The following is a 22432-nucleotide window of genomic DNA, read 5'->3' on the forward strand; positions in this document are numbered from 1 at the left end:
GCTGGCGGTGGGTGTCGGCCTGCTGCTGGCGGCGGGCCTGTTCATCAAGCGCATGAGCGAGCTGACCGACACCCAGCCCATGCCCGGCCATGCCCAGCGCGCGCTGGGGGAACTGCCGGCCAGCGTGGTGCCCTACGTGATCAGCGGTCCGCTGTTCTTCGGCGCGGCCGACAAGGCGCTGAGCGTGCTGCGCATGCTCAACCCGCAGGTGCGTGTGGTGGTGGTGGAGATCAGCGCGGTGCCGCTACTGGACATGACGGCCCTGGCGGCCCTCGAAAGCCTGCTAGAGGACTACCGCCGGCAGGGCATCGGCCTGGTGCTGGTGGGCACCACGCCGCGTGTGCGCCTCAAGCTGCGCCGCGCCGGCATCCGCCGCGAGGACGGCCGCCTGGCCTATGTGCAGACCCTGGAACAGGCGCGGGCCAAGGCGCTGCGCTGGCTCGGCGAGCCAGCGGGGTGAATCAGGCGAACTGCGCGCGCATCCAGGCCAGGTAGTCCGCGACACCCGGCTCCCCTTCCCGGGGCGCCCAGGGGGCGAACTCGCCTTCCGCCAGCGCGCGGTAGGGGCCGGCCTTGCATTCGAACAGCAGGCTGTCCGGCTCCAGCACCACCAGCGCGTGGAACTGCCCGGGCGGCAGGTCGACACCGACGCATTCACCACCGGCCTCCAGCAGGCGGGTCTCCTGCAGCGCGCCGTCGTCGGCGAACAGCATCAGCCCCAGGCGACCGCGCAGCACGAGCAAGGTCTCGGCCTTGTCGGCACAGAGGTGGCGATGGGGGGCGATGTAGGTGCCGGGCTGGAGGCCCACCGCCAGGCGGTGGCAAGGCTCCTCCATGGCGTGCAGGTTGTGGTGCTGGCGCAGGCGCGGGCTGGCCGCGGCGCCTGCGGCCAGGCCATCGAACAGCGCCTGGTCGAGGAAGCGCGCGGCCATGGGCTCACAGGCCCTTGACGGCGAAGATGCCGGCGGCGTTGCGCCAGTAGCCCTTGTAGTCCATGCCGTAGCCGAAGATGTAGCGGTCTTCGCAGTCCAGGCCCTTGTAATCGGCCTTCAGATCCGGGCGGGCCTTGCGGTCGTGGGTCTTGTCCATCAGCACGGCGGTGTGTACGCGCGCAGCACCGGCGTGTTTGCAGAAGTCGATGATGGCGGCGAGGGTGTGCCCCTCGTCGAGGATGTCGTCGATGATCAGCACGTCGCGGTCGATGAAGGAGATCTCCGGCTTGGCCTTCCAGAACAGTTCGCCGCCGCTGGTTTCGTTGCGGTAGCGGGAGGCGTGCAGGTAGGACAGCTCCAGGGGGAAGGCGAGCTTGGGCAGCAGCTTGCCGGCGAAGATCAGGCCGCCGTTCATCACGCAGAACACCACCGGGTTGCGTTCGGCCAGGTCGACGTTGATCGCGGCGGCGACCTGGTCGATGGCGGCCTCGACTTGGGCATCGGTGAACAGGCAATCGGCTTCGGCCATTACCTGGCGGATGTGGGCGAGATCGACGGGCATGGCGAGGGTTCCTCAGGTCGGCTGGTCGGGCCCCGCTTCCGACGGAAGCTGTCCGGGGCGTCAATAAAAAAAGGGCGCAACGTTACTCATCCGCCCTCCTCCCGGCAAGCCCTGCCGGACGAGTGAGCGATGTTGCGCCAAGCGCGCCCACAGGGGAAGCCCGCGGCCCTGTGACCCATGAGTCATCTCACGACATGGCACGGGCAATGCTTTAATCTATCGCGATTTTTTTGCCAGCCCGCCGGAGTGATTCCACATGCCCATTCGAGAGATCCGCCACCCGCTGATCCGCCACAAGATCGGCCTCATGCGCCGCGCCGACATCAGCACCAAGAACTTCCGCGAACTGGCCCAGGAAATCGGCGCCCTGCTCACCTACGAAGCCACCAACGACCTGCCGCTGGAGAACTACGAGATCCAGGGCTGGGCCGGCCCGGTGCAGGTGGAGAAGATCGCCGGCAAGAAGATCACCGTGGTGCCCATCCTGCGCGCCGGCATCGGCATGCTGGACGGCGTGCTCAGCCTGGTACCGGGGGCCAAGGTCAGCGCCGTGGGCGTGGCGCGCAACGAGGAAACCCTCGAAGCCCACACCTACCTGGAGAAGCTGGCGCCGGAGATCAACGAACGCCTGGCACTGATCATCGACCCGATGCTGGCCACCGGCGGCTCCATGGTCGCCACCATCGACCTGCTCAAGCGTGCCGGCTGCAAGGAAATCCGCGCGATGGTGCTGGTGGCCGCACCGGAAGGCATCAAGGTGGTCAACGATGCCCACCCGGACGTGATGATCTACACCGCCTCCATCGACCAGAAGCTCAACGAGCACGGCTACATCATCCCGGGCCTGGGCGATGCCGGTGACAAGATCTTCGGCACCAAGCAGAAGGACACCTGATCCATGAGCGATGAGTACAACGATCCGCTCTGGCGCCAGGTGCTGTCCGGTGCGCAGATGCTCTTCGTGGCCTTCGGCGCCCTGGTGCTGATGCCGCTGATCACCGGCCTGGACCCGAACGTCGCGCTGTTCACCGCCGGCATGGGCACCCTGCTGTTCCAACTGGTGACCGGGCGCCAGGTGCCGGTGTTCCTGGCATCGAGCTTCGCCTTCATCACCCCCATCATCCTCGCCAAGGGCCAGTTCGGCCTGGCCGCGACCATGGGCGGCGTGGTGGCGGCGGGCTTCGTCTACACCTTCCTCGGCCTGGCGGTGAAGATCAAAGGCACCGGCTTCATCGACCGCCTGCTGCCGCCAGTGGTGATCGGTCCGGTGATCATCTCCATCGGCCTGGCCATGGCCCCCATCGCCGCCAACATGGCCATGGGCAAGGCCGGTGACGGCACCGAACTGATCCCCTACGCGACCGCCATGTGGATCTCCATGCCGGCCCTGCTCACCACCCTGATCGTCGCGGTCTTCGGCAAGGGCATCTTCCGCCTGGTGCCGATCATCGCCGGCGTGCTGGTGGGCTTCGTTCTGTCCTTCTGGTTCGGCGTGGTGGACACCGCCAAGATCGCCGCGGCGCCCTGGCTGGAGCTGCCCAACTTCGTCGCCCCCGAGTTCAACTGGCAGGCCATCCTGTTCATCGTCCCGGTGGCCCTGGCCCCGGCGATCGAGCACATCGGCGGCGTCATCGCCGTGGGCAGCGTGACCGGCAAGAACTACCTGAAGACCCCGGGCCTGCACCGCACCCTGCTGGGCGACGGCCTGGCCACCTCGGCTGCCGGCCTGTTCGGCGGCCCACCGAACACCACCTACGCGGAAGTGACCGGCGCGGTGATGCTGACCAAGAACTACAACCCGAAGATCATGACCTGGGCGGCGGTGTTCGCCATCGGCCTGGCCTTCATCGGCAAGTTCGGCGCCATCCTGCAGAGCATCCCGGTGCCGGTCATGGGCGGCATCCTCTGCCTGCTGTTCGGCTCCATCGCCGCCGTGGGCCTGAACACCATGATCCGCCACCAGGTGGACCTGGCCGAGGCGCGCAACCTGGTGATCGTCTCCGTCACCCTGGTGTTCGGCATCGGCGGCATGCTGGTGGGCACCGGTACCGGCCAGGACGACTTCGGCCTCAAGGGCATCGCCCTGTGCGCCATCGTCGCCATCGCCCTGAACCTGATCCTGCCCGGTCACCAGACCTGGAAGCACAAGGCCGCAGACGACGCGCCGGACATCTAGTCCCGCCCCAATAAAGAGCCCCGCGATCGCGGGGCTCTTTATTGGTGGCTCGTGCAACGCCACACGGGTCAACCGACACCGCGTAGGGTGGGCTTCAGCCCACCATTCCCCCGGATCAGGCATCCGCCAGCTTCGCCGCCGGCACCACGCTCGGCGCCACCCACTGCTTCAGGCGCTCGACGCTCTCGCGATACGGCTTGAGGCCCATCCACAACAGCACCACCGAGCTTGCCACCGCCAGCGAAGTGACGATCAGCAGCGAATAGCGCAAGGCTTGGTCGTCGGCAAAGACGAAGTCCGTGACCAGCGCCACTGCCGTGGGGCCAAGGCCCAGGCCGATCAGGGTGATGACGAACAGGTAGATGGCCGAGGCCTGGCCGCGCATGGCGTTGGGCATGATCTCCTGGATCGCTGCCGGCGCCACGCCGAAGGGCATGCTGAGGAAGAACACGGTCGGCGCCATCAGCGCGGTCACCCAGTTGGCGTTGTCCAGCAGCGGGAACAGCAGCACCAGCGGCAGCGCGCCGAGCGCGGCGAAAAGCCCCACGCGCATGTTGGCATCGCAGCAACCGCGCCTGGCCATGCGGTCCGCCAGGCGGCCGCCGAAGACGATGCCCAGGCAGCCGAACACCGCGACGATGCTGCCGTAGACCACCCCTACGTGGCCGGCATCCCAGCCGTAGGTGCGGATGAAGAAGGTGGGAATCCAGGCCGCACTGCCATAGCCGGCGAACGCCAGGCCGGCGAAGCCGAAGTTGTGGCAGAGCACGGTGCGGCGGTTGGCACGGATGTAGCGCCCCACTTCCGCGAAGGGCACCGCGACACCGGCCCCCACGCCACGCCGGGCCGGCTCGCACACCGCCAGCATCAGCAGGGTGAAGAGCACGCCGGCACCGCCGAGGATGAGAAAGATCAGTTGCCAGGGGCGCACGTCACCGAGCAGCGGCAGGTGCATGTCGCCCTGCGCCGAGGCGAACTTGATCACCAGCCCGCCAAGCAGGAAGGCCAGGCCGGAACCCAGGTAGACCCCCATGGAATAGACGCTGATGGCAGTGGCGCGGCGCTCCTGGGGGAAGCTGTCGGCGATCAGCGAATAGGCCGCTGGCGACAGGGCTGCCTCGCCGACACCCACGCCAATGCGGCAGACCAGGAACTGCCAGTAGAGCCTGGCCAGCCCGCAGGCGGCGGTGGCGACGCTCCAGAACAGCACGCCGATGGCGATCAGCCCGCGGCGGCTGCGGGTATCGGCCAGGCGCCCGAGGGGGATGCCGCAGACGGTGTAGAACAGCGCGAAGGACAGCCCCATCAGCAGGCTCATCTGCGTGTCGCTGATGACCAGATCGCGGCGGATGGGGCCCACCAGCAGGTTGAGGATCTGCCGGTCGATGAACGACAGCACGTACGCCACCATCAGGATGGCGACGGTGCTCCAGGCTCGCAGGCCCGAGGGATAGCCGTTGTTGTTGTTCTGCATGGGCTCTCCTCGGCGCCGCCGGTGCGGCGCACGACGGGTTGAAGGAGCGCCCAGCTTAGGTGCAGGCGGGGTGGGGCAGCGGCCTTATAGGCCAGGCGAATGCCCGGGCTGCCCCCGGGCTGATGCTCAGAGCAGGCGCTGGGCCTTGTCGGAAAGGCTGGCCAGGGCCTGTGCCCATTGCGGGTGGTCGTTCATGCAGGGCACCAGCACCAGGTCTTCGCCGCCGGCGGCGATGAACTGCTCGCGCCCGCGGTCGCCGATCTCTTCCAGGGTCTCGATGCAGTCGGCGACGAAGGCCGGGCACATCACCAGCAATTTCTTCACCCCCTGGGCCGCCAGTTCGTCGAGGCGGCTTTCGGTGTAGGGCTCGATCCACTTGGCGCGCCCCAGGCGCGACTGGAAGGACACCGACCACTGCCCCGGCTGCAGCCCCATGCGTGCGGCGAAGCCTTCGCTGGTGCGGTAGCACTGGGCGCGGTAGCAGCGGGCGAGTACCTGGCCCTCGGCGCGCTGGCAGCAGTCCGCGCCCTTCAGGCAGTGGCTGCCGCTGGTATCGGCCTTGTGCAGGTGACGCTCGGGCAGCCCGTGGTAGCTCATCAGCAGGTGGTCGAAGCCCTGCTCCAGGTGCGGGCGGGCGCTGGCCACCAGGGCGTCGAGGTACTCGGGCTGATCGTAGAAGGGGTCGAGCACCTGCACCTGGAGCTTGAGCCCGTAGGCCGCGATGACCCGGCGCGTCTCCTGTTCGACGGTGGTGGTGGTGCTGTCGGCGAACTGCGGGTACAGCGGCGCCAGCGTCACGCGCTTGACACCCTGGCGCACCAGTTCCTGCAGGGTGTTCTCGATGGAGGGCTCGCCGTAGCGCATCGCCAGGGCCACCGGCCCGTGGGGCCAGAACGGCCGGGTGGCCTCTTGCAGACGGCGGCTGAGGGTCACCAGCGGCGAGCCCTCGGGCCACCAGATGGAGGCGTAGGCATGGGCCGACTGCGCCGGCCGCTTGATCAGGATCAGCGACACCAGCAGGCGGCGCAGCGGCCAGGGCAGGTCGATGACGTAGGGGTCCATGAGGAACTGGTTGAGGTAGCGGCGCACGTCCTCCACCGAGGTGGAGGACGGCGAACCCAGGTTCACCAGCAGCAGCGCGTGATCGGTCATGGAACATCCTTCTTGGTCCCGACCAGGTCAGCCAGCGCCTGGTCGAGGTCGTTGAAACGAAAGGTGAAGCCGGCCTCCAGCAGTCGGCTGGGCAGGGCCCGCTGGCCGCCGATCATCAGGATCGACATCTCCCCCAGCAGAAGCCGCAGCACCGCGGCCGGCGTCGGCAGCCAGACCGGCCGCCCGAGGGCACGGCCCAGGCTGCGGGCGAAGTCGGCGTTGCGGGCCGGCTGCGGCGCGCACGCATTATAGGGACCGCTCGCGCCGTCCAGCCGCAAAAGAAAATCCATCGCGGCGATTTGATCTTCCAAATGAATCCACGGCCACCACTGGCGTCCGCTGCCCATGGTGCCGCCGAGGCCGAAGCGGAATTGCGGCAGCAGGCGCGACAAAAAGCCGCCACGGGGCGACATCACCAGGCCGATGCGCAGCAGCACCACGCGGATGCCCAGAGCCTCGGCGTCACGGGCGGCATCTTCCCAGGCCTGGCACAGCTCGCTGGCGAAATCGCCTTGTCCGGGTGGCGCGTCCTCACGCAGCTCGCGCTCGCCGCCGTCGCCGTACCAGCCCACCGCCGAGCCGTTGAGCAGCAGCGCCGGGCGCTGGCTGCGGGTACCCAGCCAGGCCACCAGGCGCTCGGTCAGCGCCACGCGGCTGGCCAGCAGGCTGGCCTTGCGGGCACGGGTCCAGGGGCGGTCGGCAACGGGTTGGCCGGCGAGGTTCACCACCGCGTCCAGCGGGCCGTCTCCATAGTCTTCCAGCCGGGCGATACCACGCACCGAAGCGGTGCACAGGCGCGGTACATCCTGGGGCCGGCGGCTCAGCACCGTCAGTTGGTGGCCTTCGGCAACCCAGCGCCGGCACAGGGCGCTTCCGATCAACCCAGTACCGCCGGTCAGCAATATGTGCATGGCATCCTCCTCGCATGGCACCAACTGGAAATATCGCCCTAGTCTGAATCATGACGGGGCACAGGTTGGCTCCATCACGGTCACACCCCTTGAAGGCATCGCGATTGGAACCGATCATCCCTGTACAATTCAAGCAATCTGTACAGGTTTGTCAGCCCGACCTGCAGTCACGCATAAGGTATCGAGGTAGACCATGAACACACCCATCGCAATCATCGGGACCGGCCTCGCAGGCCTCTCCGCCGCCCAGGCGCTGAGCGCCGCCGGGCATGCCGTACAGCTCTTCGACAAGAGCCGCGGCAGTGGCGGACGCATGGCCAGCAAGCGCAGCGACGCCGGCTCCCTGGACCTGGGCGCGCAGTACTTCACCGCCCGCGACCGCCGCTTCAACGAAGTCGTCCAGCAATGGCGCGAACGCGGCTGGGTCGCCGAGTGGACGCCCACCCTCTACAACTTCCGCAACGGCACCCTCTCGCCCTCCCCGGACGAGCAGGTGCGCTGGGTCGGCACCCCGCGCATGAGCGCCATCACCCGGGCCCTGATGGGCGCGCTGCCGGTGAACTTCAGTTGCCGCATCACCGAGGTGTTCCGCGGCGAGCAGCACTGGAGCCTGCTGGATGCCGAGGGCCAGAGCCACGGCCCCTTCAGCCACGTCATCATCGCCACCCCCGCGCCCCAGGCCACTACCCTGCTGGCCGCCGCCCCCAAGCTCGCCGGGGTCGCCGCCAGCGTGGCCATGGAGCCCACCTGGGCCGTGGCCCTGGCCTTCGAAAAGCCCCTGGAGACGCCCGTCGAAGGCTGCTTCGTGCAAGGCAGCGGGCTCGACTGGGTGGCGCGCAACCGCACCAAGCCCGGCCGCGACAACAGCCAGGACACCTGGGTGCTGCATGCCACCAGCGCCTGGAGCCGCCAGCACCTGGACCTGCCCAAGGAAGCGGTGATCGAGCAGCTCTACGGCGCCTTCGCCGAGCTGATCGGCTGTGCCGTGCCGCCGCCAGCCTTCACCCTGGCCCACCGCTGGCTCTACGCACGCCCGACCCAGGCCCACGAATGGGGCGCCCTGGCCGATGCCGACCTGGGGCTCTACGCCTGCGGCGACTGGTGCAGCTCCGGCCGCGTGGAAGGTGCCTGGCTGAGCGGACAGGACGCCGCCCGCCGCCTGCTCGAACACCTCTGACGGTCGCGCACCGTCCCACCGGCGACCCCGGACAGGTCGCCGGAAAAGTTGTACAAGGCTATTGATTTGTACAACGGCACGCCTATGATGAACACAGGTTGTACAAACCCTAGAACCTGTACAAGTTCATCCGAGGCACCGCATGTCCAGCGCCCCCACTGCCCAGCCCCCCAAGATCGGCATCAGCGCCTGCCTGATGGGCGAGGAAGTCCGCTTCAATGGCGGGCACAAGGAATCCCGCCTGTGCAGCCAGTTCCTCGCCCGCCACCTGGAATTCGTCCGCGTCTGCCCGGAGGTCGGCATCGGCCTCGGCACGCCGCGCCCGACCCTGCGCCTGGTGGGCGACCCCGCCGCCCCGCGCGCCGTCGGCAGCCGCGACGAGCGTGACGTCAGCGACGCCCTGCGCGACTACGGCCGGCAGACCGCCGAGCGCCTGGACGACCTGGACGGCTTCATCTTCATGCAGAAGTCGCCCTCCTGCGGCCTCTACCGGGTCAAGGTCTACCAGGACAACGGCTACCCCGCCGAAGGCGGCGGGCGCGGCCTGTTCGCCGAGACCTTCTGCGCCGCCCGCCCCGACCTGCCGGTGGAGGAAGAAGGCCGCCTGTGCGACCCGGTGCTGCGGGAAAACTTCCTCACCCGCGTCTACGCCCACGCCGAATGGCGCGCTCTGCAGGCCGAGGGGCTGACCCGGCGCGGCATCCTCGCATTCCACGCCCGCTACAAATACCAGTTGATGGCCAGCGACCCCGCGCGCTACCGCGCCCTGGGGCGGATGCTCGGCGGCATCGGCGAACACCACCCCGAGGAACTGGCGCCGCGCTACTTCAGCGAGCTGATGAAGGGCCTCAGCCGCTGCGCCACCCGAGGCACCCACAGCAACGTCCTGCAGCACCTGTCGGGTTACCTGAAGGACGCCCTGTCCCGCGAGGAGAAGGCCGAAATGCAGGCCCTGATCGACAAGTACCGCGCCGGCATCGTGCCGCTGGTGGTGCCCATGACCCTGCTCAAGCACCACTTCGCCCGCCACCCGCACCCCTACATCGCGCAGCAGGCCTACCTGCAACCGCATCCCGAAGACCTCAGCCTGCGCAACGCCATCTGACCATGGACGAACAGGACGACCTCCCCCTCGACGCCGAGTGCCAGGCAGCCCTGGAACGCGGCCTGCTGCCGATTCGCGACGTATCGCGGCTCACCGGCGTCAACGCCGTGACCCTGCGCGCCTGGGAGCGGCGCTACGGCCTGGTGCTGCCCCACCGCACCGCCAAGGGCCACCGCCTCTACGACGCCGGGCACCTGGCGCGCATCCGCGCCGTGCTCGCCTGGCTGGACCGCGGCGTGCCGGTCAGCCAGGTCAAGGCCCTGCTGCGCGGCGGCCAGAGCCCGGACATCGACATCACCTCCCAGTGGGACGAACAGCGCGCCAAGCTGCTGGAAGCCATCGACGCCCTCGCCGACCGGCGCCTGGACGAGCGCTTCAACGCGGCCCTGTCGCTCTACCCGCCCCACACCCTGTGCCAGCAACTGCTGCTACCGCTGCTCACCCAACTGGAAAGCCGCTGGCGCGACCAGTACGGCGCGCGGCTGGAGCGGGTCTTCTTCAATGCCTGGCTGCGCAGCAAGCTGGGCACCCGCATCCACCACAACAACCGCCAGAACAGCGGCGCGCCGCTGCTGCTGATCAACCCCTGCGAGCAGCCGATGAACCCCGGCCTCTGGCTCACCGCCTGGCTGGCGAGCAACACCGGCTGCCCGGTGGAGGTGCTGGAGTGGCCGGTGCCGGTGGCCGAGCTGCCGCTGGCCCTGGCCCGCATGGAGCCCCGCGCCCTGGCCTTCCACGCCGACCACGCATTGAACGGGCAGTTGCCGCGACTGCTGATGGGCCACGCCTGCCCGGTGCTGCTCAGCGGCGCCGCCGTGCGCATCCACCGCGAAGCGCTGGCACCGCTGGAGCACGACCACCCCGACATCCACCTGGCCGACGACCCGGTCGCGGCCCTGAACACCCTGTACGGGCTCGGCCTGCTGGTCGGCTCCTGAGGTTCCCATGCAGCAACTGATCTGGTTCCGGTGCGACCTGCGGGTCCACGACAACACCGCCCTGACCGCCGCCCTCCAGGCCGGCCCGACCCTCGCCCTGTTCCTGGTCAGCCCCGGCCAGTGGCAGGCCCACGATGACGCACCGGCCAAGGTCGACTTCTGGCTGCGCAACCTCGTCGAACTGCGACGCGAGCTGCAGGCCCTGAACGTGCCGCTGCTGGTGCGCCACATCGGCCATTGGGACGAAGCGCCCGAGGTCATCGCCCAACTGTGCCGCGAGCAGGCCGTGGGCAGCGTCCAGGTCAACGAGGAATACGGCATCCACGAGCAGCGCCGAGACGAGGCCGTGCGCGCCCGCCTGGCCCGCGACGGCATCATCCTGCACAGCCACCTCGACCAGTTGCTGCTGCGTCCCGGCAGCGTACTGACCCGCACCGGCGGCTACTTCCAGGTCTACAGCCAGTTCCGCAAGGTCTGCTACGAGCGCCTGCACAGCGCCCTGCCTCCGTGCCTGCCGCTGCCCGCCGCCCAGGCGCCGCTGAATGTGACCAGCGACCCGCTGCCGGAAGCCGTGGACGGCTTCCCGACCCCGCCGCAGAGCCTGCGTGACCTGTGGCCCGCTGGTGAACGCGCAGCCCTGGCCCGCCTGGCGGCCTTCACCGAGGATGACCTGCACGGCTACCGTGACCGCCGCGACCTGCCCGCCGAGCCCGGCACCAGCCAGCTCTCGCCCTACCTCGCGGCCGGCGTGGTCTCCCCCCGCCAGTGCCTGCACGCCGCCCTGACGCAGAACCGCGGCGAGTTCGACAGCGGCAGCGAAGGCGCCGTGACCTGGATAAACGAACTGCTCTGGCGCGAGTTCTACAAGCACATCCTGGTGGGCTATCCCCGCGTCAGCCGGCTCCGCGCCTTCCGCCCGGAGACCGAAGCGCTGCCCTGGCGCGACGCCCCCGCCGACCTGGAAGCCTGGCAGCAGGGCCGCACCGGCGTGCCCATCGTCGACGCCGCCATGCGTCAACTGCTCGCCACCGGCTGGATGCACAACCGCCTGCGCATGATCACCGCCATGTACCTGACGAAGAACCTGCTCATCGACTGGCGCGAAGGCGAGCGCTGGTTCATGCGCCATCTGGTCGACGGCGACCTGGCCGCCAACAACGGCGGCTGGCAGTGGAGCGCCTCCACCGGCACCGACTCCGTGCCCTACTTCCGCGTGTTTAACCCGGTCACCCAATCCCGTCGCTTTGATCCCAAGGCGCGCTTCCTGCGCCAGTGGCTGCCGGAGCTGGGCCGCCTGGACGACGACGCCGTGCACGACCCGTCCGCCCTCGGCGGGCTGTTCGGCGTGCAGGGCTACCCGCGCCCGCTGGTGGACCTGGCGGCCAGCCGTGACCGCGCCATCGCCGCCTTCCGCGACCTGCCCAAGGAGCCCCGCTGATGGACGCCTTCCTGCCGCGCTTCGCCGAGGACTTCGCCGCCATCGGCCGCGACAGCCTGGACCGCCTGGGCCAGCTCTACAGCGACGACGTGGTGTTCCAGGACCCGCTGCACCGCATCGAGGGCCTGACCGCACTGCGCCGCTACTTCGCCGAGCTGTACGAGAACGTCGAGGCCCTGGCCTTCCAGTTCCACGGCCACGACAGCGTCGGAGAGGGCGAGGGCTACCTGCGCTGGACCATGCGCTACCGCCACCCACGCCTGGCCGGTGGCCGCGAGATCGCCGTGGAGGGCTGCTCGCACCTGCGCTGGCGCGACGGCCGCGTGTACCACCACCGTGATTATTTCGACGCAGGCGCACTGCTCTACGAACACCTGCCGCTGATGGGGCGGGTCATCCACTGGCTGAAAGGGAGATTGGCATGAACATCCGACGCATCTGGCTCACCGGTGCCAGCAGCGGCATCGGCGCCGCCCTGGCCGAGTGCCTGCTGGAACAGGGCCACCACCTGGCCCTCACCGCGCGCTCGCTGGCCGCGCTGCAAGCCTTCGAGCAGCGCTATCCCGGCCAGGTACTGGCCTTGCCCGGTGACCTCGGCGCCCCCGGCGTGGCCGCTGACATCGGCGAGCACATCAAGGCGCACTGGGGCGCGCTGGACACCGCCATCCTCAACGCCGGCACCTGCGAATACCTCGACGCCCGCCAGTTCGACGCCGACATGGTGGCCCGGGTGGTCAACCTCAACCTGGTGGGCAGCGCCCGCTGCATCGAGGCGGCCCTGCCGCTGCTGCGGGCCGGCCGCGCCCCCCATCTGGTGGGCGTGGCCAGCGCCGTGACCCTGTTCGAACTGCCCCGCGCCGAAGCCTATGGCGCCTCCAAGGCGGGCCTGCGCTACCTGCTGCAATCGCTGCGGGTGGACCTGGCCAGCGAAGGCATCGACGTCACCGTGGTCAGCCCCGGCTTCGTCGACACCCCGCTGACCCAGCGCAACGACTTCCCCATGCCCATGCGCTGGCCGGTGGAGCGGGCCGCCCGCTACATCGCCGACCGCCTGGAACGCCGCCCGCTGGACATCGCTTTCCCGCGCCCCTTCATCCTCACCCTCGGCCTGCTCGGGAGCTTGCCCGCGCGGCTGCGACTGGCCATCGGCAAACGCCTGTCGCGCAACGGAGCCCCTTCATGAAGATCGCCATCATCGGCAGCGGCATCGCCGGCCTCACCACGGCCTACCTGCTGAACCGCCGCCACGACATCCAGGTGTTCGAAGCCAGCGACTGGATCGGCGGCCACACCCACACCGTGGACGTCACCCTGCACGGGCGCAGCTACGCAGTGGACACCGGGTTCATCGTGTTCAACGACTGGACCTACCCGAACTTCATCCGCCTCATGGAGCAGCTCGGCGTGGCCCACCAGCCCACCGAGATGAGCTTCTCCGTGTGCGACCCGGTCAGCGGCCTGGAATACAACGGCAACAACCTCAACAGCCTGTTCGCCCAGCGCAGCAACCTGCTCTCCCCGGGGTTCCTGGGCATGCTGCGGGACATCCTGCGCTTCAACCGCGAATCCCTGGCCGACCTCGACAGCGGCCGCGTGCCCGCCACCGCCACCCTCGGTGACTACCTGCGCGAGCGCGGCTACGGCCAGCGCTTCCGCGACCATTACCTGGTGCCCATGGGCGCGGCCATCTGGTCCACCTCACTGGAAGACATGCTGGCCTTCCCCCTGGCCTTCTTCGTGCGCTTCTTCAAGAACCACGGGCTGCTCTCGGTCAACGACCGCCCGCAGTGGCGGGTCATCAGCGGCGGCTCGCGCAGCTACGTGGCGCCCCTGACAGAGAGCTTTGCCGAACGCATCCGCCTGGCCTGCCCGGTCAGCCGCGTGGAGCGCGATGGCGACGGGGTGACCGTGCACAGCGCCGCCGGCGCCGAACGCTTCGACCAGGTGGTGTTCGCCTGCCACAGCGACCAGGCCCTGAGCCTGCTGGCCGAGCCGAGCCAGGCCGAGCGCGAGATCCTCGGCGCCCTGCCCTACGCCGACAACGAGGTGGTGCTGCACACCGACGCCCGCCTGCTGCCTCGCCGCAAGCTGGCCTGGGCGAGCTGGAACTACCGCCTCGGCGGCCCGGCCCACCAGCCGGCAGCCGTGACCTACGACATGAACCGCCTGCAAGGCATCGAGGCACCGGAAACCTTCTGCGTCAGCCTCAACCAGACCGACGCCATCGACCCGGCACGCATCCTCGCGCGCTTCACCTACGCTCATCCCCAGTACAGCCTGGCCGGCATGCAGGCTCAGGCTCGCTGGGCGGAAATCAGTGGCCAGCAGCACAGCCATTTCTGTGGCGCCTACTGGGCCAACGGTTTCCATGAGGACGGCGTGGTCAGCGCCCTGCGCGTGGCCCGTGCATTCGGGGAAAACCTGTGAACAGCGCCCTTTACAGCGGCTGGGTGCAGCACCGCCGGCACAGCCCGCGGGCCCACGCCTTCCGCTACCGCATCGGTCTGCTGTACCTGGACCTGGACGAACGCGAGGCGGTGCTCGGCCTGTCACCCCTGGCCGGCAGCGGGCGCTTCGCGCCGTTCTCCTTCCGCGAGCGGGACTACCTGTGCGCCTACACCGCCAACGGCCAGCCCCTGGCCGAGGCGGCCCGCCAATTGGTGGCCGAAGCCCTCGGCGAGCGGCCGGAGGGCCCGGTGTGCCTGCTGACCCAGGTGCGCAGCTGGGGCCTGGCCTTCAACCCGGCCAGCTTCTACTACTGCCACCACGCCGACGGCCGCCTGGCGGCCATCCTCTGCGAGGTGACCAACACCCCCTGGCGCGAGCGCTACCACTACGTGGTGCCGGCCCAGGGCGACGGCGCCCAGCGCATCCAGGTGGACAAGGCGTTCCACGTCTCGCCCTTCATGCCCCGCGACATGACCTACCGGATGGCCTTCACCCCGGTGAGCCAGCGCCTGGGGGTGCATATCGAAAACTGGCGCGAGGGCCAACGCGCCTTCGACGCCACCCTCGACCTGACCCGCGAACCACTGGACCGGGGCAGCCTGCATGGCTACCTCGCACGCTTCCCCTGGATGACCGCCAAGACCGGCCTGGCCATCTACTGGCAGGCCCTGCGCCTGCTGATCAAACGCACACCCATCTTCAACCATCAGGTGGCGGCGGACGCCTACCGCGTTGCCGTCCCGCTTTCCCAGGAGCATGACCATGAAAAACCCTAGCCTCGCCCGGACCGGTCTGTTCGGCGGCAACGGCCTGGCCAGCGGCCTGCTGAGGCGGCTGGTGACCTCGCGCCTGGCGCAACTGCGCCACGGCCAGCTCACCGTGCTGGAAGACGGCGAGGAGCACGTCTACGGCGACCCGCGCGCCACCCTGCGGGCGCGCATCGAGGTCCTTGATCCGGCAGCCTGGGCGCTGGTGGCCAGCAACGGCTCCATCGGCTCCGGCGAAGCCTACGTTCACGGCTACTGGACCACCCCGGACCTGACGGCGGTGATCCGCGTGTTCGTCGCCAACCTCGACGTGCTGGACGACATGGAGGGCGGCCTGGCGCTGCTCGGCCGTCCGCTGCTGCACGGCCTGCACTGGCTCAACCGCAACACCCGCGCCGGCTCCCAGCGCAACATCTCCGCCCACTACGACCTGGGCAACGACCTGTTCGAACGCATGCTGGACCCGACGATGATGTACTCGGCGGCCCAGTACGAGCACCCGGAGCAGTCCCTGGAGGCCGCGCAGCTGAACAAGCTGGAGCGCATCTGCCAGAAACTGCGCCTGACCCCCGACGACCACCTGCTGGAGATCGGCAGCGGCTGGGGCGGCATGGCCATCCACGCCGCCACCCGCTTCGGCTGCAAGGTCACCAGCGTGACCCTCTCCCACGAGCAGCACGCCCACTGCCAGAAGCGCATCGCCGAACTGGGCCTGCAGGACCGCGTGGAGGTGTTGCTGAAGGACTACCGCGACCTGGAGGGCCGCTTCGACAAGCTGGTCTCCATCGAGATGATCGAGGCCGTGGGCCACCGCTTCCTGCCCACCTACTTCGCCCAGTGCGCGCGCCTGCTGAAGGACGACGGCCTGATGCTGCTGCAGGCCATCACCATCCGCGACCAGCGCTACGAGCAGGCCAGGCGCAGCGTGGACTTCATCCAGCGCTACATCTTCCCGGGCGGCGCCCTGCCCTCGGTCACCCGCATGCTGCAGGTGGCCACCGAGGCCAGCGACCTGAACCTGGTGCACATGGAAGACTTCGGCACCGACTACGCCCGCACCCTGCGCGCCTGGCACGAAAACCTCGCCCGCGCCCGCAGCGAGCTGGAGGGCCTGGGTTACGACGCCTACTTCTACCGGCTGTGGGAGTTCTACCTGTGTTACTGCGAAGGCGGCTTCCTGGAACGTGCCATCGGCACTGCCCAGTTGCTGCTGGCCAAGCCCGGCGCCCGCCACGCCCCGCTGCTCGGCCAGTTGGATGCGTAAGTTGCCGCCGCTGCTGGCGAACGGGCTGAACGCCCTGGCCTTCCAGGGCGGATGGTTCGCCTGCGTGTTCGCCAGCCAGCACCCGCTCCTGCTGCTGGTACCGCTGGGCGCGCTGGCGCTGCACCTGAGCCTCGTCGCCCACTGGCGCCAGGAGCTGCCGCTGGTGGCGGCCGTCGCCCTGCTGGGTGCGGCGCTGGACAGCCTGCTGCTCAATCTGGGGCTGTTCGATTTCGCCGGGGAGAGCCGCTGGGCGCCGCTCTGGCTGATCCTGCTCTGGGCCCTGCTGGCCACCACCCTGCGCCACTGCCTGGCCTGGAGCGCACGCCCGCTGTGGCTGTCGGCGCTGCTCGGCGCCCTCGGCGGGCCGCTCTCCTACTACGCCGGCGCGCGCCTGGCGGACGTGGGCCTGCCACTGGGTCAGGTGACGAGCCTGGCGCTGCTGGCGGCGATCTGGGCGCTGGTGTTCCCGCTGCTGCACACGCTGGCAGCCCGGCTGGCGCCCGCGCGCTGAGGCGCGACACGGGGTGACCAGTGCTCGTGGGCGCTGGAAATCAATCGAAGAAGAAACAGAACGCCCGCTCCCCATAGGGGAGCGGGGGCTTGACCGTTCATGGCGGCGCGAGCCAGAGGCGCGCAGCCGATGATGGACGGGCTCTTAGAAGGCGACGCGGTAGTGCAGGGTGTAGGCCTCTACGCCATTGTTGGGCTGCTTGATGCCCGCGTTGGAGTAGTGGATGGCGCGCACGCCGACTTCCTGGCCGTTGAAGCGCAGGCCCGCGCCGATGCGGTCCTCGAACTGGAAGGAGGAGCCCAGCTTGTTGTCCTCCAGCTCGGTGCTGGAGAACAGCGCCACGCCGATGCCGGCCTCGACATAGGGTTTCACGCTCTCGCCGGCGAATTCGTAGACGAACACCGGGGCGAAGGAAACGCTGTGGTTGCTGGCGGTGTCGTCGCCGTCCCAGTAGGTGTAGCCAGCATCCCAGTAGCCGGTGAGATGACCGACGCTGCTTTCCAACCAGCGGGTGCCGAAGTCGAACTGCGTACCCAGGCGGTAGACCATGGTGGAGTCACCGGTCTGGCCGATGTCGAGGGAGACGTCGGCGGCCTGGGCGTTCAGGACTGGAGCCACGCACAGGGCTGCGAGGGCAGCCAGGGAAAACAGTTTCTTCATAATGGAAACTTCCTTATTCAGGCTGATCAGGAGGGGGACCACGCTAGGAGTTGAGCGAATTATAGAGTGGCTGGTTCTAAGAGAAAGGCGACGAACGGAGAGTTCAGAGTTTTTTACACCGGCAGCGGCTGCACGTCTTCGCCGCATTCTCCCCACAACACCGGCAATACCGCCTGCAACGCGCTGGCATCCCCGGAACTCCAGAAACGGCAGGGTGCTGCTTCGCCTTCGGCGAGGGCATTGCCGGTCTGCAACAGACGCTGCAACTGGCGCGCCACCGCAGCGCCGGTGTCCACCAGGCTCACCGACTCCGGCACCAGCTCCCGCAGCAGCGGGCGCAGGAAGGGGTAATGGGTGCAACCGAGGATCAGCGTGTCGCAGCCCGCTTCCAGCAGGGGCTGGACGTAGCCCTGCAACAGCGCGCGAGTCGCCGGCCCGCCCAGGTCGCCGGCCTCGATGCGCTCCACCAGCCCCGGGCAGGGCTGGGTCACCACTTTCACATCCCCGGCGAAGCGGTCGAGCAAGGCAGCGAACTTGGCACTCCTGAGGGTGCCGGTGGTGGCCAGCACGCCCACCACGCCGCTGCGGGTTGCACGAGCCGCCGGCTTGACCGCCGGTTCCATGCCAACGATGGGCAGGTACGGGTGGCGCGCGCGCAGGTCGGCCACCGCTGCGGCGGTGGCGGTGTTGCAGGCCAGGACCAGGGCCTTGGCGCCCTGTCCGAGGAGGAAGTCGGCGATGCGCTGGCTGCGCTCGCGGATGAACTCGGGGCTCTTCTCGCCATAGGGCACGTGGCCGCTGTCGGCCACGTAGAGCAGGGATTCGGCCGGCAGCAGCGCGCGAATCTCGCGCAGCACCGAGAGGCCGCCCACGCCGGAGTCGAAGACCCCGATCGGCGTGCGGTCAGGCATGGCGCTCGCCACAGACGCTGCAGGCCGGGTCGCGCTTGACCCGCAGCTCGCGGAAGCGGGTACCCAGGGCATCCACCAGCAGCAGGCGCCCCACCAGCGGCTCGCCGAAACCGGCCAGCAGCTTGAGCGCCTCCAGGGCCTGCAGGCTGCCCACCAGGCCCACCAGCGGGCCGACCACGCCGGCCTCGCTGCAGGTCAGCTCGGCTTCGCTGCCGTGGCCGTAGAGGCAGTGGTAACAGGGGCTGTCGTCGCGGCGCGGGTCGAACACCGAGAGCTGGCCGTCGAGGCGGATGGCGGCGCCGGACACCAGCGGCTTGCCAGCCGCCACGCAGGCAGCGTTGACCGCCTCGCGGGTGCCGAAGTTGTCGGTGCAATCGAGCACCACGTCCACCTGGGCCACGGCAGCCGCCAGGCTGTCCGCGTCGAGCGCGCGGGTGATCGGCACCAGGCGCACGCCGGGGTTGAGTGCGGCCAGGCGGGTCATGGCCGACTCCACCTTGAGCACGCCGACGCTGGCACTGTCGTGGATCACCTGGCGCTGCAGGTTGGTCAGGTCGACGCTGTCGAAGTCGGCCAGGTGCAGCTCGCCGACACCGGCGGCGGCCAGGTAGAGGGCGACAGGGGACCCCAGGCCACCGAGACCGACGATGAGCACGCGACCTTGCTTGAGCCGGAGCTGCCCGTCGACGTCGATCTGTGGCAGGAGGATCTGCCGGCTGTAGCGGAGCAGTTCCTCGTCGCTCAGCATGGCCGGCGGCCCAGGCTGATGCGTTCGTGGCCGCCCAGGTCGCGACGGCTTTCCACGGCGTCTAAGCCTTCGCGGGCGAGCAGTTCGCGCACGGCAGCGGCCTGGTCATAGCCGTGTTCCAGCAGCAGCCAGCCTCCGGCATTCAGGTGCGCGGGCGCCTGGCTGACGATCAGGCGGATGTCGTCCAGCCCGTCGGCACCGGCCACCAGCGCGCTGCTGGGCTCGAAGCGCACGTCGCCCTGGGCCAGGTGCGGGTCCTGGGCGGCGATGTAGGGCGGGTTGCTGACGATCAGGTCATAGCACTCGGCGCCCAGGGCGCTGAACCAGTGGCTCTCGCGGAAGGCGGCATTGCCCAGCCCGAGGCGCTCGCGGTTGCGCTCGGCCAGGGCCACGGCCTCGCTGATGCGGTCGACGCCGGTGACCTGCCAGCCCTGGCGCTCACAGGCCAACGCCAGGGCGATGGCCCCGGTGCCGGTGCCGAGATCGAGCACGCGGGCCTGGGGCAGCGTGACCAGGGCCAGGGCGGTTTCCACCAGCAGCTCGGTGTCGGGGCGGGGAATCAGGGTGTGCGGGGCGACTTCCAGGTCCAGGCTCCAGAAGCCCTGGTGGCCGAGGATATAGGCCACAGGCTCGCCCTGGCGGCGGCGTTCGAGGTAGCGGGCGTAGCGCTCGGCTGCCTCGCCGCTGACCACCCGTTCGGGCCAGGTGTGCAGGAAGCTGCGCGGCTTGCCGAGGGCGGCGGCGAGCAGCAGTTCGGCGTCCAGGCGGGGGCTGGGCGAGTCCGGCAGACGGGGGTCGCTCAACAGGCTGGCGATGATGCTCACGGTCAGTCTCCGAGGGCGGCCAACTGGTCGGCCTGGTATTCCGCCAGCAGCGGCTCGATGACGGCTTCCACGCTGCCGGCGAGCACGTCGTCCAGGGCGTAGAGGGTCAGGTTGATGCGGTGGTCGGTGACCCGGCCCTGGGGGTAGTTGTAGGTGCGGATGCGCTCGGAACGGTCCCCGGAGCCCACCAGCAGCTTGCGGGTCTCGGAGATTTCCTTGTGCGCGGCGGCTTCCTGCTGGTCGTTCAGCTTGGCCGCGAGCCAGGCCATGGCCTTGGCGCGGTTCTTGTGCTGGGAGCGCTCTTCCTGGCACTCGACCACGATCCCGCTGGGGATGTGGGTGATGCGCACGGCGGAGTCGGTCTTGTTGACATGCTGGCCGCCGGCGCCGGAGGAACGGTAGGTGTCGATGCGCAGGTCCGCCGGGTTGATCTCGATAGCGGCCTGCTCGTCCGGTTCGGGGAGCACGGCGACGGTGCAGGCGGAGGTGTGGATGCGGCCCTGGGACTCGGTCTCCGGCACGCGCTGCACACGGTGGGCGCCGGATTCGAACTTGAGCTTGGCGTAGACGTTATCGCCCTCGACACGGGCGATCACCTCTTTATAACCGCCGTGCTCGCCCTCGTTCTCGGAGAGGATCTCCACCCGCCAGCCCTGCCGTTCGGCATAGCGCGAGTACATGCGGAACAGGTCGCCGGAGAAGATCGCCGCCTCGTCGCCGCCGGTGCCGGCGCGGATCTCGAGGAACACGTTGCGGCCGTCGTTGGGGTCCTTGGGCAGCAGCATGCGCTGCAGGCGTGCCTCCAGACCCACCAATTGCTCGCGGGCCTGGGCGACTTCCTCTTCGGCCATTTCACGCAGGTCCGGGTCGCTGTCCTTGAGCAGCGCCTGGGCGCCTTCGAGGTCGTCCTGCACCTTGCGGAACTCGCGGAAGGCGAGGATGACCGGCTCGACCTCGGCGTACTCCTTGGAGTAGGCGCGGAAGCGGGTCTGGTCGCTGATGACCTCGGCATCGCCGAGCAATGCGGTGAGCTCCTCGTAACGATCCTGGAGGATGTCGAGCTTCTTGAGCAGTGACGCTTTCATTGAGGGTGCTTGTCCGGGCCCTCGTCGAGGGCGAAGAGTTCCTGGGCCACGGCCAGCGCATCGAAGCGGCCGTCGGCGGAGAGTTTCTTCAACTGCACGCTGGGGGCGTGCAGCAGCTTGTTGGTGAGGCCACGGGCCAGTTGGGCGAGGACATCTTCCGGGGCGGCGCCGTTGACCAGCATACGCTGGGCCTTGGCCAGCTCCTCGTCGCGCAGCCGCTCGGCCTGCTGGCGGTAGGCGCGCAGCACGTCCACCGCGGCCAGCTCGCGCAGGCGCTGCATGAACTCGTCGACGCCACCGCTGACCAGCTCCTCGGCGGCCTGGGCAGCGCCCTGGCGGCTCTTGAGGTTCTCCTCGACCACGTCATGGAGGTCATCGACGGTATAGAGGTAGACGTCGTCCAGCTCGCCCACTTCGGGCTCGATGTCGCGGGGGACGGCGATGTCGACCATGAAGATCGGCTTGTGCTTGCGCTGCTTCAGCGCGCGCTCCACGGCGCCCTTGCCGAGGATCGGCAACTGGCTGGCGGTGGAACTGATGACGATGTCGCTGTTGACCAGCTCGTCCGGGATGTCGGCCAGCAGCACCGCGTGGGCACCAAACTGTTCGGCCAGCAGGCTGGCGCGCTCCAGGGTGCGGTTGGCGACGACGATGCGCTTGACGCCCTGCTCGTGCAGGTGGCGGGCGACCAGGGTGATGGTCTCGCCGGCGCCGATCAGCAGCGCCTGGCTGCGGCTCAGGCTGGAGAAGATCTGCCGGGCCAGACTGACGGCGGCGAAGGCCACGGAGACCGGGTTCTCGCCGATGGCGGTGTCGGTGCGCACGGTCTTGGCGGTGCTGAAGGTGGCCTGGAACAGGCGCCCCAGCAACGGCCCGACGGTGCCGGCCTCACGCGCCACGGCGTAGGCGGACTTCATCTGCCCGAGGATCTGCGGCTCGCCGAGGACCATGGAGTCCAAGCCAGAGGCCACGCGCATCATGTGGCGCACGGCAGCGGCATCGTGGTGCACATAGGCACAGGCACGCAGTTCTTCGAGGCTGAGGTTGTGGTAGCCGGCCAGCCAGGTCAGCACCTCGTCGGCACAGATTTCGTCCTGCTCCAGGTAGAGCTCGCTGCGGTTGCAGGTGGAGAGGATCGCCGCCTCGCGGCTGGGAGTGAGGCTGCAAAGCTGCTGCAGGGCCTCGACCATCTGCTCGGGAGTAAAAGCCACGCGCTCGCGCACATCCACGGAGGCGGTTTTGTGGTTGATACCGAGGGCTAGAAAGGCCATGCAGGGTCGCTAACGGATACGGAAGGCGCGCAATTGTCCTACTTCGATTCAGTGAGAACAACCACCGCTTGCCATTGT

Annotated in this window: 24 protein-coding genes; 13 read left to right on the forward strand and 11 right to left on the reverse strand. The window is 68.9% G+C overall.

The genetic code is table 11. The features are described 5' to 3' along the window. On the forward strand, positions 1–460 hold a 460-nt coding region (locus A7D27_RS21835), incomplete at its 5' end, for an STAS domain-containing protein (RefSeq protein WP_139134159.1). A gap of 1 nt (position 461) precedes the next feature. Here the strand turns inward: A7D27_RS21835 and A7D27_RS21840 are convergent. Both A7D27_RS21840 and A7D27_RS21845 read right to left on the reverse strand, forming a co-directional pair. Beyond that, a complete protein-coding gene (locus tag A7D27_RS21840; RefSeq protein ID WP_069566072.1) occupies positions 462–932 on the reverse strand; it encodes a WbuC family cupin fold metalloprotein in 471 nt (156 codons plus the stop codon). 4 nt (positions 933–936) lie between these two features. Then, positions 937–1494: a hypoxanthine-guanine phosphoribosyltransferase gene (locus A7D27_RS21845; RefSeq protein WP_069562246.1), complete on the reverse strand. Its 558-nt coding sequence runs from the start codon at positions 1492–1494 to the stop codon at positions 937–939. 256 nt (positions 1495–1750) lie between these two features. Here A7D27_RS21845 and upp point away from each other — a divergent pair, with 256 nt between their 5' ends. Together upp and A7D27_RS21855 are read left to right on the forward strand one after the other, a co-directional pair. Then, on the forward strand, positions 1751–2389 hold the full coding sequence (gene upp, locus A7D27_RS21850; RefSeq protein WP_044407439.1) for a uracil phosphoribosyltransferase: 639 nt from the start codon (positions 1751–1753) through the stop codon (positions 2387–2389). Positions 2390–2392: 3 nt separating this feature from the next. Then, positions 2393–3670, forward strand: coding sequence for a uracil-xanthine permease family protein (locus tag A7D27_RS21855; RefSeq protein ID WP_069566073.1), 1278 nt, complete (start codon positions 2393–2395; stop codon positions 3668–3670). 115 nt (positions 3671–3785) lie between these two features. Here A7D27_RS21855 and A7D27_RS21860 read toward each other — a convergent pair whose 3' ends face one another. From A7D27_RS21860 to A7D27_RS21870, 3 genes are all read right to left on the reverse strand, one after another. Further along, on the reverse strand, positions 3786–5144 hold the full coding sequence (locus A7D27_RS21860; RefSeq protein ID WP_069566074.1) for an MFS transporter: 1359 nt from the start codon (positions 5142–5144) through the stop codon (positions 3786–3788). A 126-nt stretch (positions 5145–5270) separates the two neighbouring features. Continuing rightward, positions 5271–6296: a ferrochelatase gene (hemH, locus tag A7D27_RS21865; RefSeq protein ID WP_069562641.1), complete on the reverse strand. Its 1026-nt coding sequence runs from the start codon at positions 6294–6296 to the stop codon at positions 5271–5273. Continuing rightward, complete coding sequence (locus A7D27_RS21870) at positions 6293–7207, reverse strand: TIGR01777 family oxidoreductase (RefSeq protein WP_069562640.1); 915 nt, start codon at positions 7205–7207, stop codon at positions 6293–6295. The genes hemH and A7D27_RS21870 overlap by 4 nt, the downstream gene beginning before the upstream one ends. 193 nt (positions 7208–7400) lie before the next feature. Here A7D27_RS21870 and A7D27_RS21875 point away from each other — a divergent pair, with 193 nt between their 5' ends. The 10 genes from A7D27_RS21875 to A7D27_RS21920 all read left to right on the forward strand — a co-directional run bounded on the left by A7D27_RS21875 (position 7401) and on the right by A7D27_RS21920 (position 16855). Next, the gene (locus A7D27_RS21875) at positions 7401–8384 is read left to right on the forward strand and encodes an NAD(P)/FAD-dependent oxidoreductase (RefSeq protein ID WP_069562639.1); all 984 of its coding nucleotides are present in this window, start codon (positions 7401–7403) and stop codon (positions 8382–8384) included. A 142-nt stretch (positions 8385–8526) separates the two neighbouring features. Continuing rightward, complete coding sequence (locus tag A7D27_RS21880; protein WP_069562638.1) at positions 8527–9489, forward strand: 2-thiouracil desulfurase family protein; 963 nt, start codon at positions 8527–8529, stop codon at positions 9487–9489. A 2-nt stretch (positions 9490–9491) separates the two neighbouring features. Further along, positions 9492–10427, forward strand: coding sequence for a MerR family transcriptional regulator (locus tag A7D27_RS21885; protein ID WP_069566075.1), 936 nt, complete (start codon positions 9492–9494; stop codon positions 10425–10427). Between the two features lie 7 nt (positions 10428–10434). Beyond that, positions 10435–11865 (forward strand): deoxyribodipyrimidine photo-lyase, encoded by a 1431-nt coding sequence (gene phrB, locus A7D27_RS21890; protein ID WP_069566076.1) that lies wholly within the window; start codon positions 10435–10437, stop codon positions 11863–11865. Continuing rightward, positions 11865–12290 carry a nuclear transport factor 2 family protein gene (locus tag A7D27_RS21895; protein WP_069562636.1) on the forward strand — a complete coding sequence of 142 codons (426 nt, stop codon included), beginning with the start codon at positions 11865–11867 and terminating at the stop codon, positions 12288–12290. The genes phrB and A7D27_RS21895 overlap by 1 nt, the downstream gene beginning before the upstream one ends. Beyond that, positions 12287–13048: an SDR family oxidoreductase gene (locus tag A7D27_RS21900; protein WP_069562635.1), complete on the forward strand. Its 762-nt coding sequence runs from the start codon at positions 12287–12289 to the stop codon at positions 13046–13048. The genes A7D27_RS21895 and A7D27_RS21900 overlap by 4 nt, the downstream gene beginning before the upstream one ends. Then, on the forward strand, positions 13045–14292 hold the full coding sequence (locus tag A7D27_RS21905) for an NAD(P)/FAD-dependent oxidoreductase (RefSeq protein WP_069562634.1): 1248 nt from the start codon (positions 13045–13047) through the stop codon (positions 14290–14292). The genes A7D27_RS21900 and A7D27_RS21905 overlap by 4 nt, the downstream gene beginning before the upstream one ends. After that, positions 14289–15089 (forward strand): DUF1365 domain-containing protein, encoded by an 801-nt coding sequence (locus A7D27_RS21910; protein ID WP_069562633.1) that lies wholly within the window; start codon positions 14289–14291, stop codon positions 15087–15089. The genes A7D27_RS21905 and A7D27_RS21910 overlap by 4 nt, the downstream gene beginning before the upstream one ends. Continuing rightward, on the forward strand, positions 15076–16344 hold the full coding sequence (locus tag A7D27_RS21915; RefSeq protein ID WP_069566077.1) for a cyclopropane-fatty-acyl-phospholipid synthase family protein: 1269 nt from the start codon (positions 15076–15078) through the stop codon (positions 16342–16344). Before A7D27_RS21910 ends, A7D27_RS21915 begins: the two co-directional genes overlap by 14 nt. Continuing rightward, on the forward strand, positions 16337–16855 hold the full coding sequence (locus A7D27_RS21920; RefSeq protein WP_069566078.1) for a DUF2878 family protein: 519 nt from the start codon (positions 16337–16339) through the stop codon (positions 16853–16855). The genes A7D27_RS21915 and A7D27_RS21920 overlap by 8 nt, the downstream gene beginning before the upstream one ends. A 144-nt stretch (positions 16856–16999) precedes the next feature. On the opposite strand, the gene A7D27_RS21925 is transcribed toward A7D27_RS21920, so the two are convergent. The 6 genes from A7D27_RS21925 to hemA all read right to left on the reverse strand — a co-directional run bounded on the left by A7D27_RS21925 (position 17000) and on the right by hemA (position 22354). Further along, positions 17000–17515 carry an acyloxyacyl hydrolase gene (locus A7D27_RS21925; RefSeq protein ID WP_069566079.1) on the reverse strand — a complete coding sequence of 172 codons (516 nt, stop codon included), beginning with the start codon at positions 17513–17515 and terminating at the stop codon, positions 17000–17002. Between the two features lie 113 nt (positions 17516–17628). Beyond that, complete coding sequence (gene murI / locus A7D27_RS21930; protein ID WP_069566080.1) at positions 17629–18426, reverse strand: glutamate racemase; 798 nt, start codon at positions 18424–18426, stop codon at positions 17629–17631. Then, positions 18419–19174: a molybdopterin-synthase adenylyltransferase MoeB gene (locus A7D27_RS21935; RefSeq protein WP_069566081.1), complete on the reverse strand. Its 756-nt coding sequence runs from the start codon at positions 19172–19174 to the stop codon at positions 18419–18421. The genes murI and A7D27_RS21935 overlap by 8 nt, the downstream gene beginning before the upstream one ends. Further along, entirely contained in the window at positions 19168–19998 is an 831-nt protein-coding gene (gene prmC, locus A7D27_RS21940) for a peptide chain release factor N(5)-glutamine methyltransferase (protein WP_069566082.1), read from the reverse strand. The genes A7D27_RS21935 and prmC overlap by 7 nt, the downstream gene beginning before the upstream one ends. Before the next feature lie 2 nt (positions 19999–20000). Then, positions 20001–21083 carry a peptide chain release factor 1 gene (gene prfA, locus A7D27_RS21945; RefSeq protein WP_044404472.1) on the reverse strand — a complete coding sequence of 361 codons (1083 nt, stop codon included), beginning with the start codon at positions 21081–21083 and terminating at the stop codon, positions 20001–20003. Next, a complete protein-coding gene (hemA, locus tag A7D27_RS21950; RefSeq protein ID WP_069562627.1) occupies positions 21080–22354 on the reverse strand; it encodes a glutamyl-tRNA reductase in 1275 nt (424 codons plus the stop codon). Before hemA ends, prfA begins: the two co-directional genes overlap by 4 nt. Positions 22355–22432 lie beyond the last annotated feature (78 nt).

Source organism: Pseudomonas sp. 1D4 (assembly GCF_001728925.1).
Lineage (GTDB): Bacteria > Pseudomonadota > Gammaproteobacteria > Pseudomonadales > Pseudomonadaceae > Metapseudomonas > Metapseudomonas otitidis.

What these genes read in the sequence shown, in the direction of transcription:
- A7D27_RS21885 (WP_069566075.1), top strand. Translation starts at nt 9,492, where the DNA reads ATGGACGAACAGGACGACCTCCCCCTCGACGCCGAGTGCCAGGCAGCC.
- A7D27_RS21895 (WP_069562636.1), top strand. Translation starts at nt 11,865, where the DNA reads ATGGACGCCTTCCTGCCGCGCTTCGCCGAGGACTTCGCCGCCATCGGC.
- phrB (WP_069566076.1), top strand. Translation starts at nt 10,435, where the DNA reads ATGCAGCAACTGATCTGGTTCCGGTGCGACCTGCGGGTCCACGACAAC.
- A7D27_RS21905 (WP_069562634.1), top strand. Translation starts at nt 13,045, where the DNA reads ATGAAGATCGCCATCATCGGCAGCGGCATCGCCGGCCTCACCACGGCC.
- A7D27_RS21915 (WP_069566077.1), top strand. Translation starts at nt 15,076, where the DNA reads ATGAAAAACCCTAGCCTCGCCCGGACCGGTCTGTTCGGCGGCAACGGC.
- A7D27_RS21900 (WP_069562635.1), top strand. Translation starts at nt 12,287, where the DNA reads ATGAACATCCGACGCATCTGGCTCACCGGTGCCAGCAGCGGCATCGGC.
- A7D27_RS21880 (WP_069562638.1), top strand. Translation starts at nt 8,527, where the DNA reads ATGTCCAGCGCCCCCACTGCCCAGCCCCCCAAGATCGGCATCAGCGCC.
- A7D27_RS21925 (WP_069566079.1), bottom strand. Translation starts at nt 17,515, where the DNA reads ATGAAGAAACTGTTTTCCCTGGCTGCCCTCGCAGCCCTGTGCGTGGCT.
- A7D27_RS21845 (WP_069562246.1), bottom strand. Translation starts at nt 1,494, where the DNA reads ATGCCCGTCGATCTCGCCCACATCCGCCAGGTAATGGCCGAAGCCGAT.
- hemA (WP_069562627.1), bottom strand. Translation starts at nt 22,354, where the DNA reads ATGGCCTTTCTAGCCCTCGGTATCAACCACAAAACCGCCTCCGTGGAT.
- A7D27_RS21860 (WP_069566074.1), bottom strand. Translation starts at nt 5,144, where the DNA reads ATGCAGAACAACAACAACGGCTATCCCTCGGGCCTGCGAGCCTGGAGC.
- hemH (WP_069562641.1), bottom strand. Translation starts at nt 6,296, where the DNA reads ATGACCGATCACGCGCTGCTGCTGGTGAACCTGGGTTCGCCGTCCTCC.
- A7D27_RS21855 (WP_069566073.1), top strand. Translation starts at nt 2,393, where the DNA reads ATGAGCGATGAGTACAACGATCCGCTCTGGCGCCAGGTGCTGTCCGGT.
- A7D27_RS21935 (WP_069566081.1), bottom strand. Translation starts at nt 19,174, where the DNA reads ATGCTGAGCGACGAGGAACTGCTCCGCTACAGCCGGCAGATCCTCCTG.
- murI (WP_069566080.1), bottom strand. Translation starts at nt 18,426, where the DNA reads ATGCCTGACCGCACGCCGATCGGGGTCTTCGACTCCGGCGTGGGCGGC.
- A7D27_RS21840 (WP_069566072.1), bottom strand. Translation starts at nt 932, where the DNA reads ATGGCCGCGCGCTTCCTCGACCAGGCGCTGTTCGATGGCCTGGCCGCA.
- prfA (WP_044404472.1), bottom strand. Translation starts at nt 21,083, where the DNA reads ATGAAAGCGTCACTGCTCAAGAAGCTCGACATCCTCCAGGATCGTTAC.
- upp (WP_044407439.1), top strand. Translation starts at nt 1,751, where the DNA reads ATGCCCATTCGAGAGATCCGCCACCCGCTGATCCGCCACAAGATCGGC.
- A7D27_RS21920 (WP_069566078.1), top strand. Translation starts at nt 16,337, where the DNA reads ATGCGTAAGTTGCCGCCGCTGCTGGCGAACGGGCTGAACGCCCTGGCC.
- A7D27_RS21875 (WP_069562639.1), top strand. Translation starts at nt 7,401, where the DNA reads ATGAACACACCCATCGCAATCATCGGGACCGGCCTCGCAGGCCTCTCC.
- A7D27_RS21870 (WP_069562640.1), bottom strand. Translation starts at nt 7,207, where the DNA reads ATGCACATATTGCTGACCGGCGGTACTGGGTTGATCGGAAGCGCCCTG.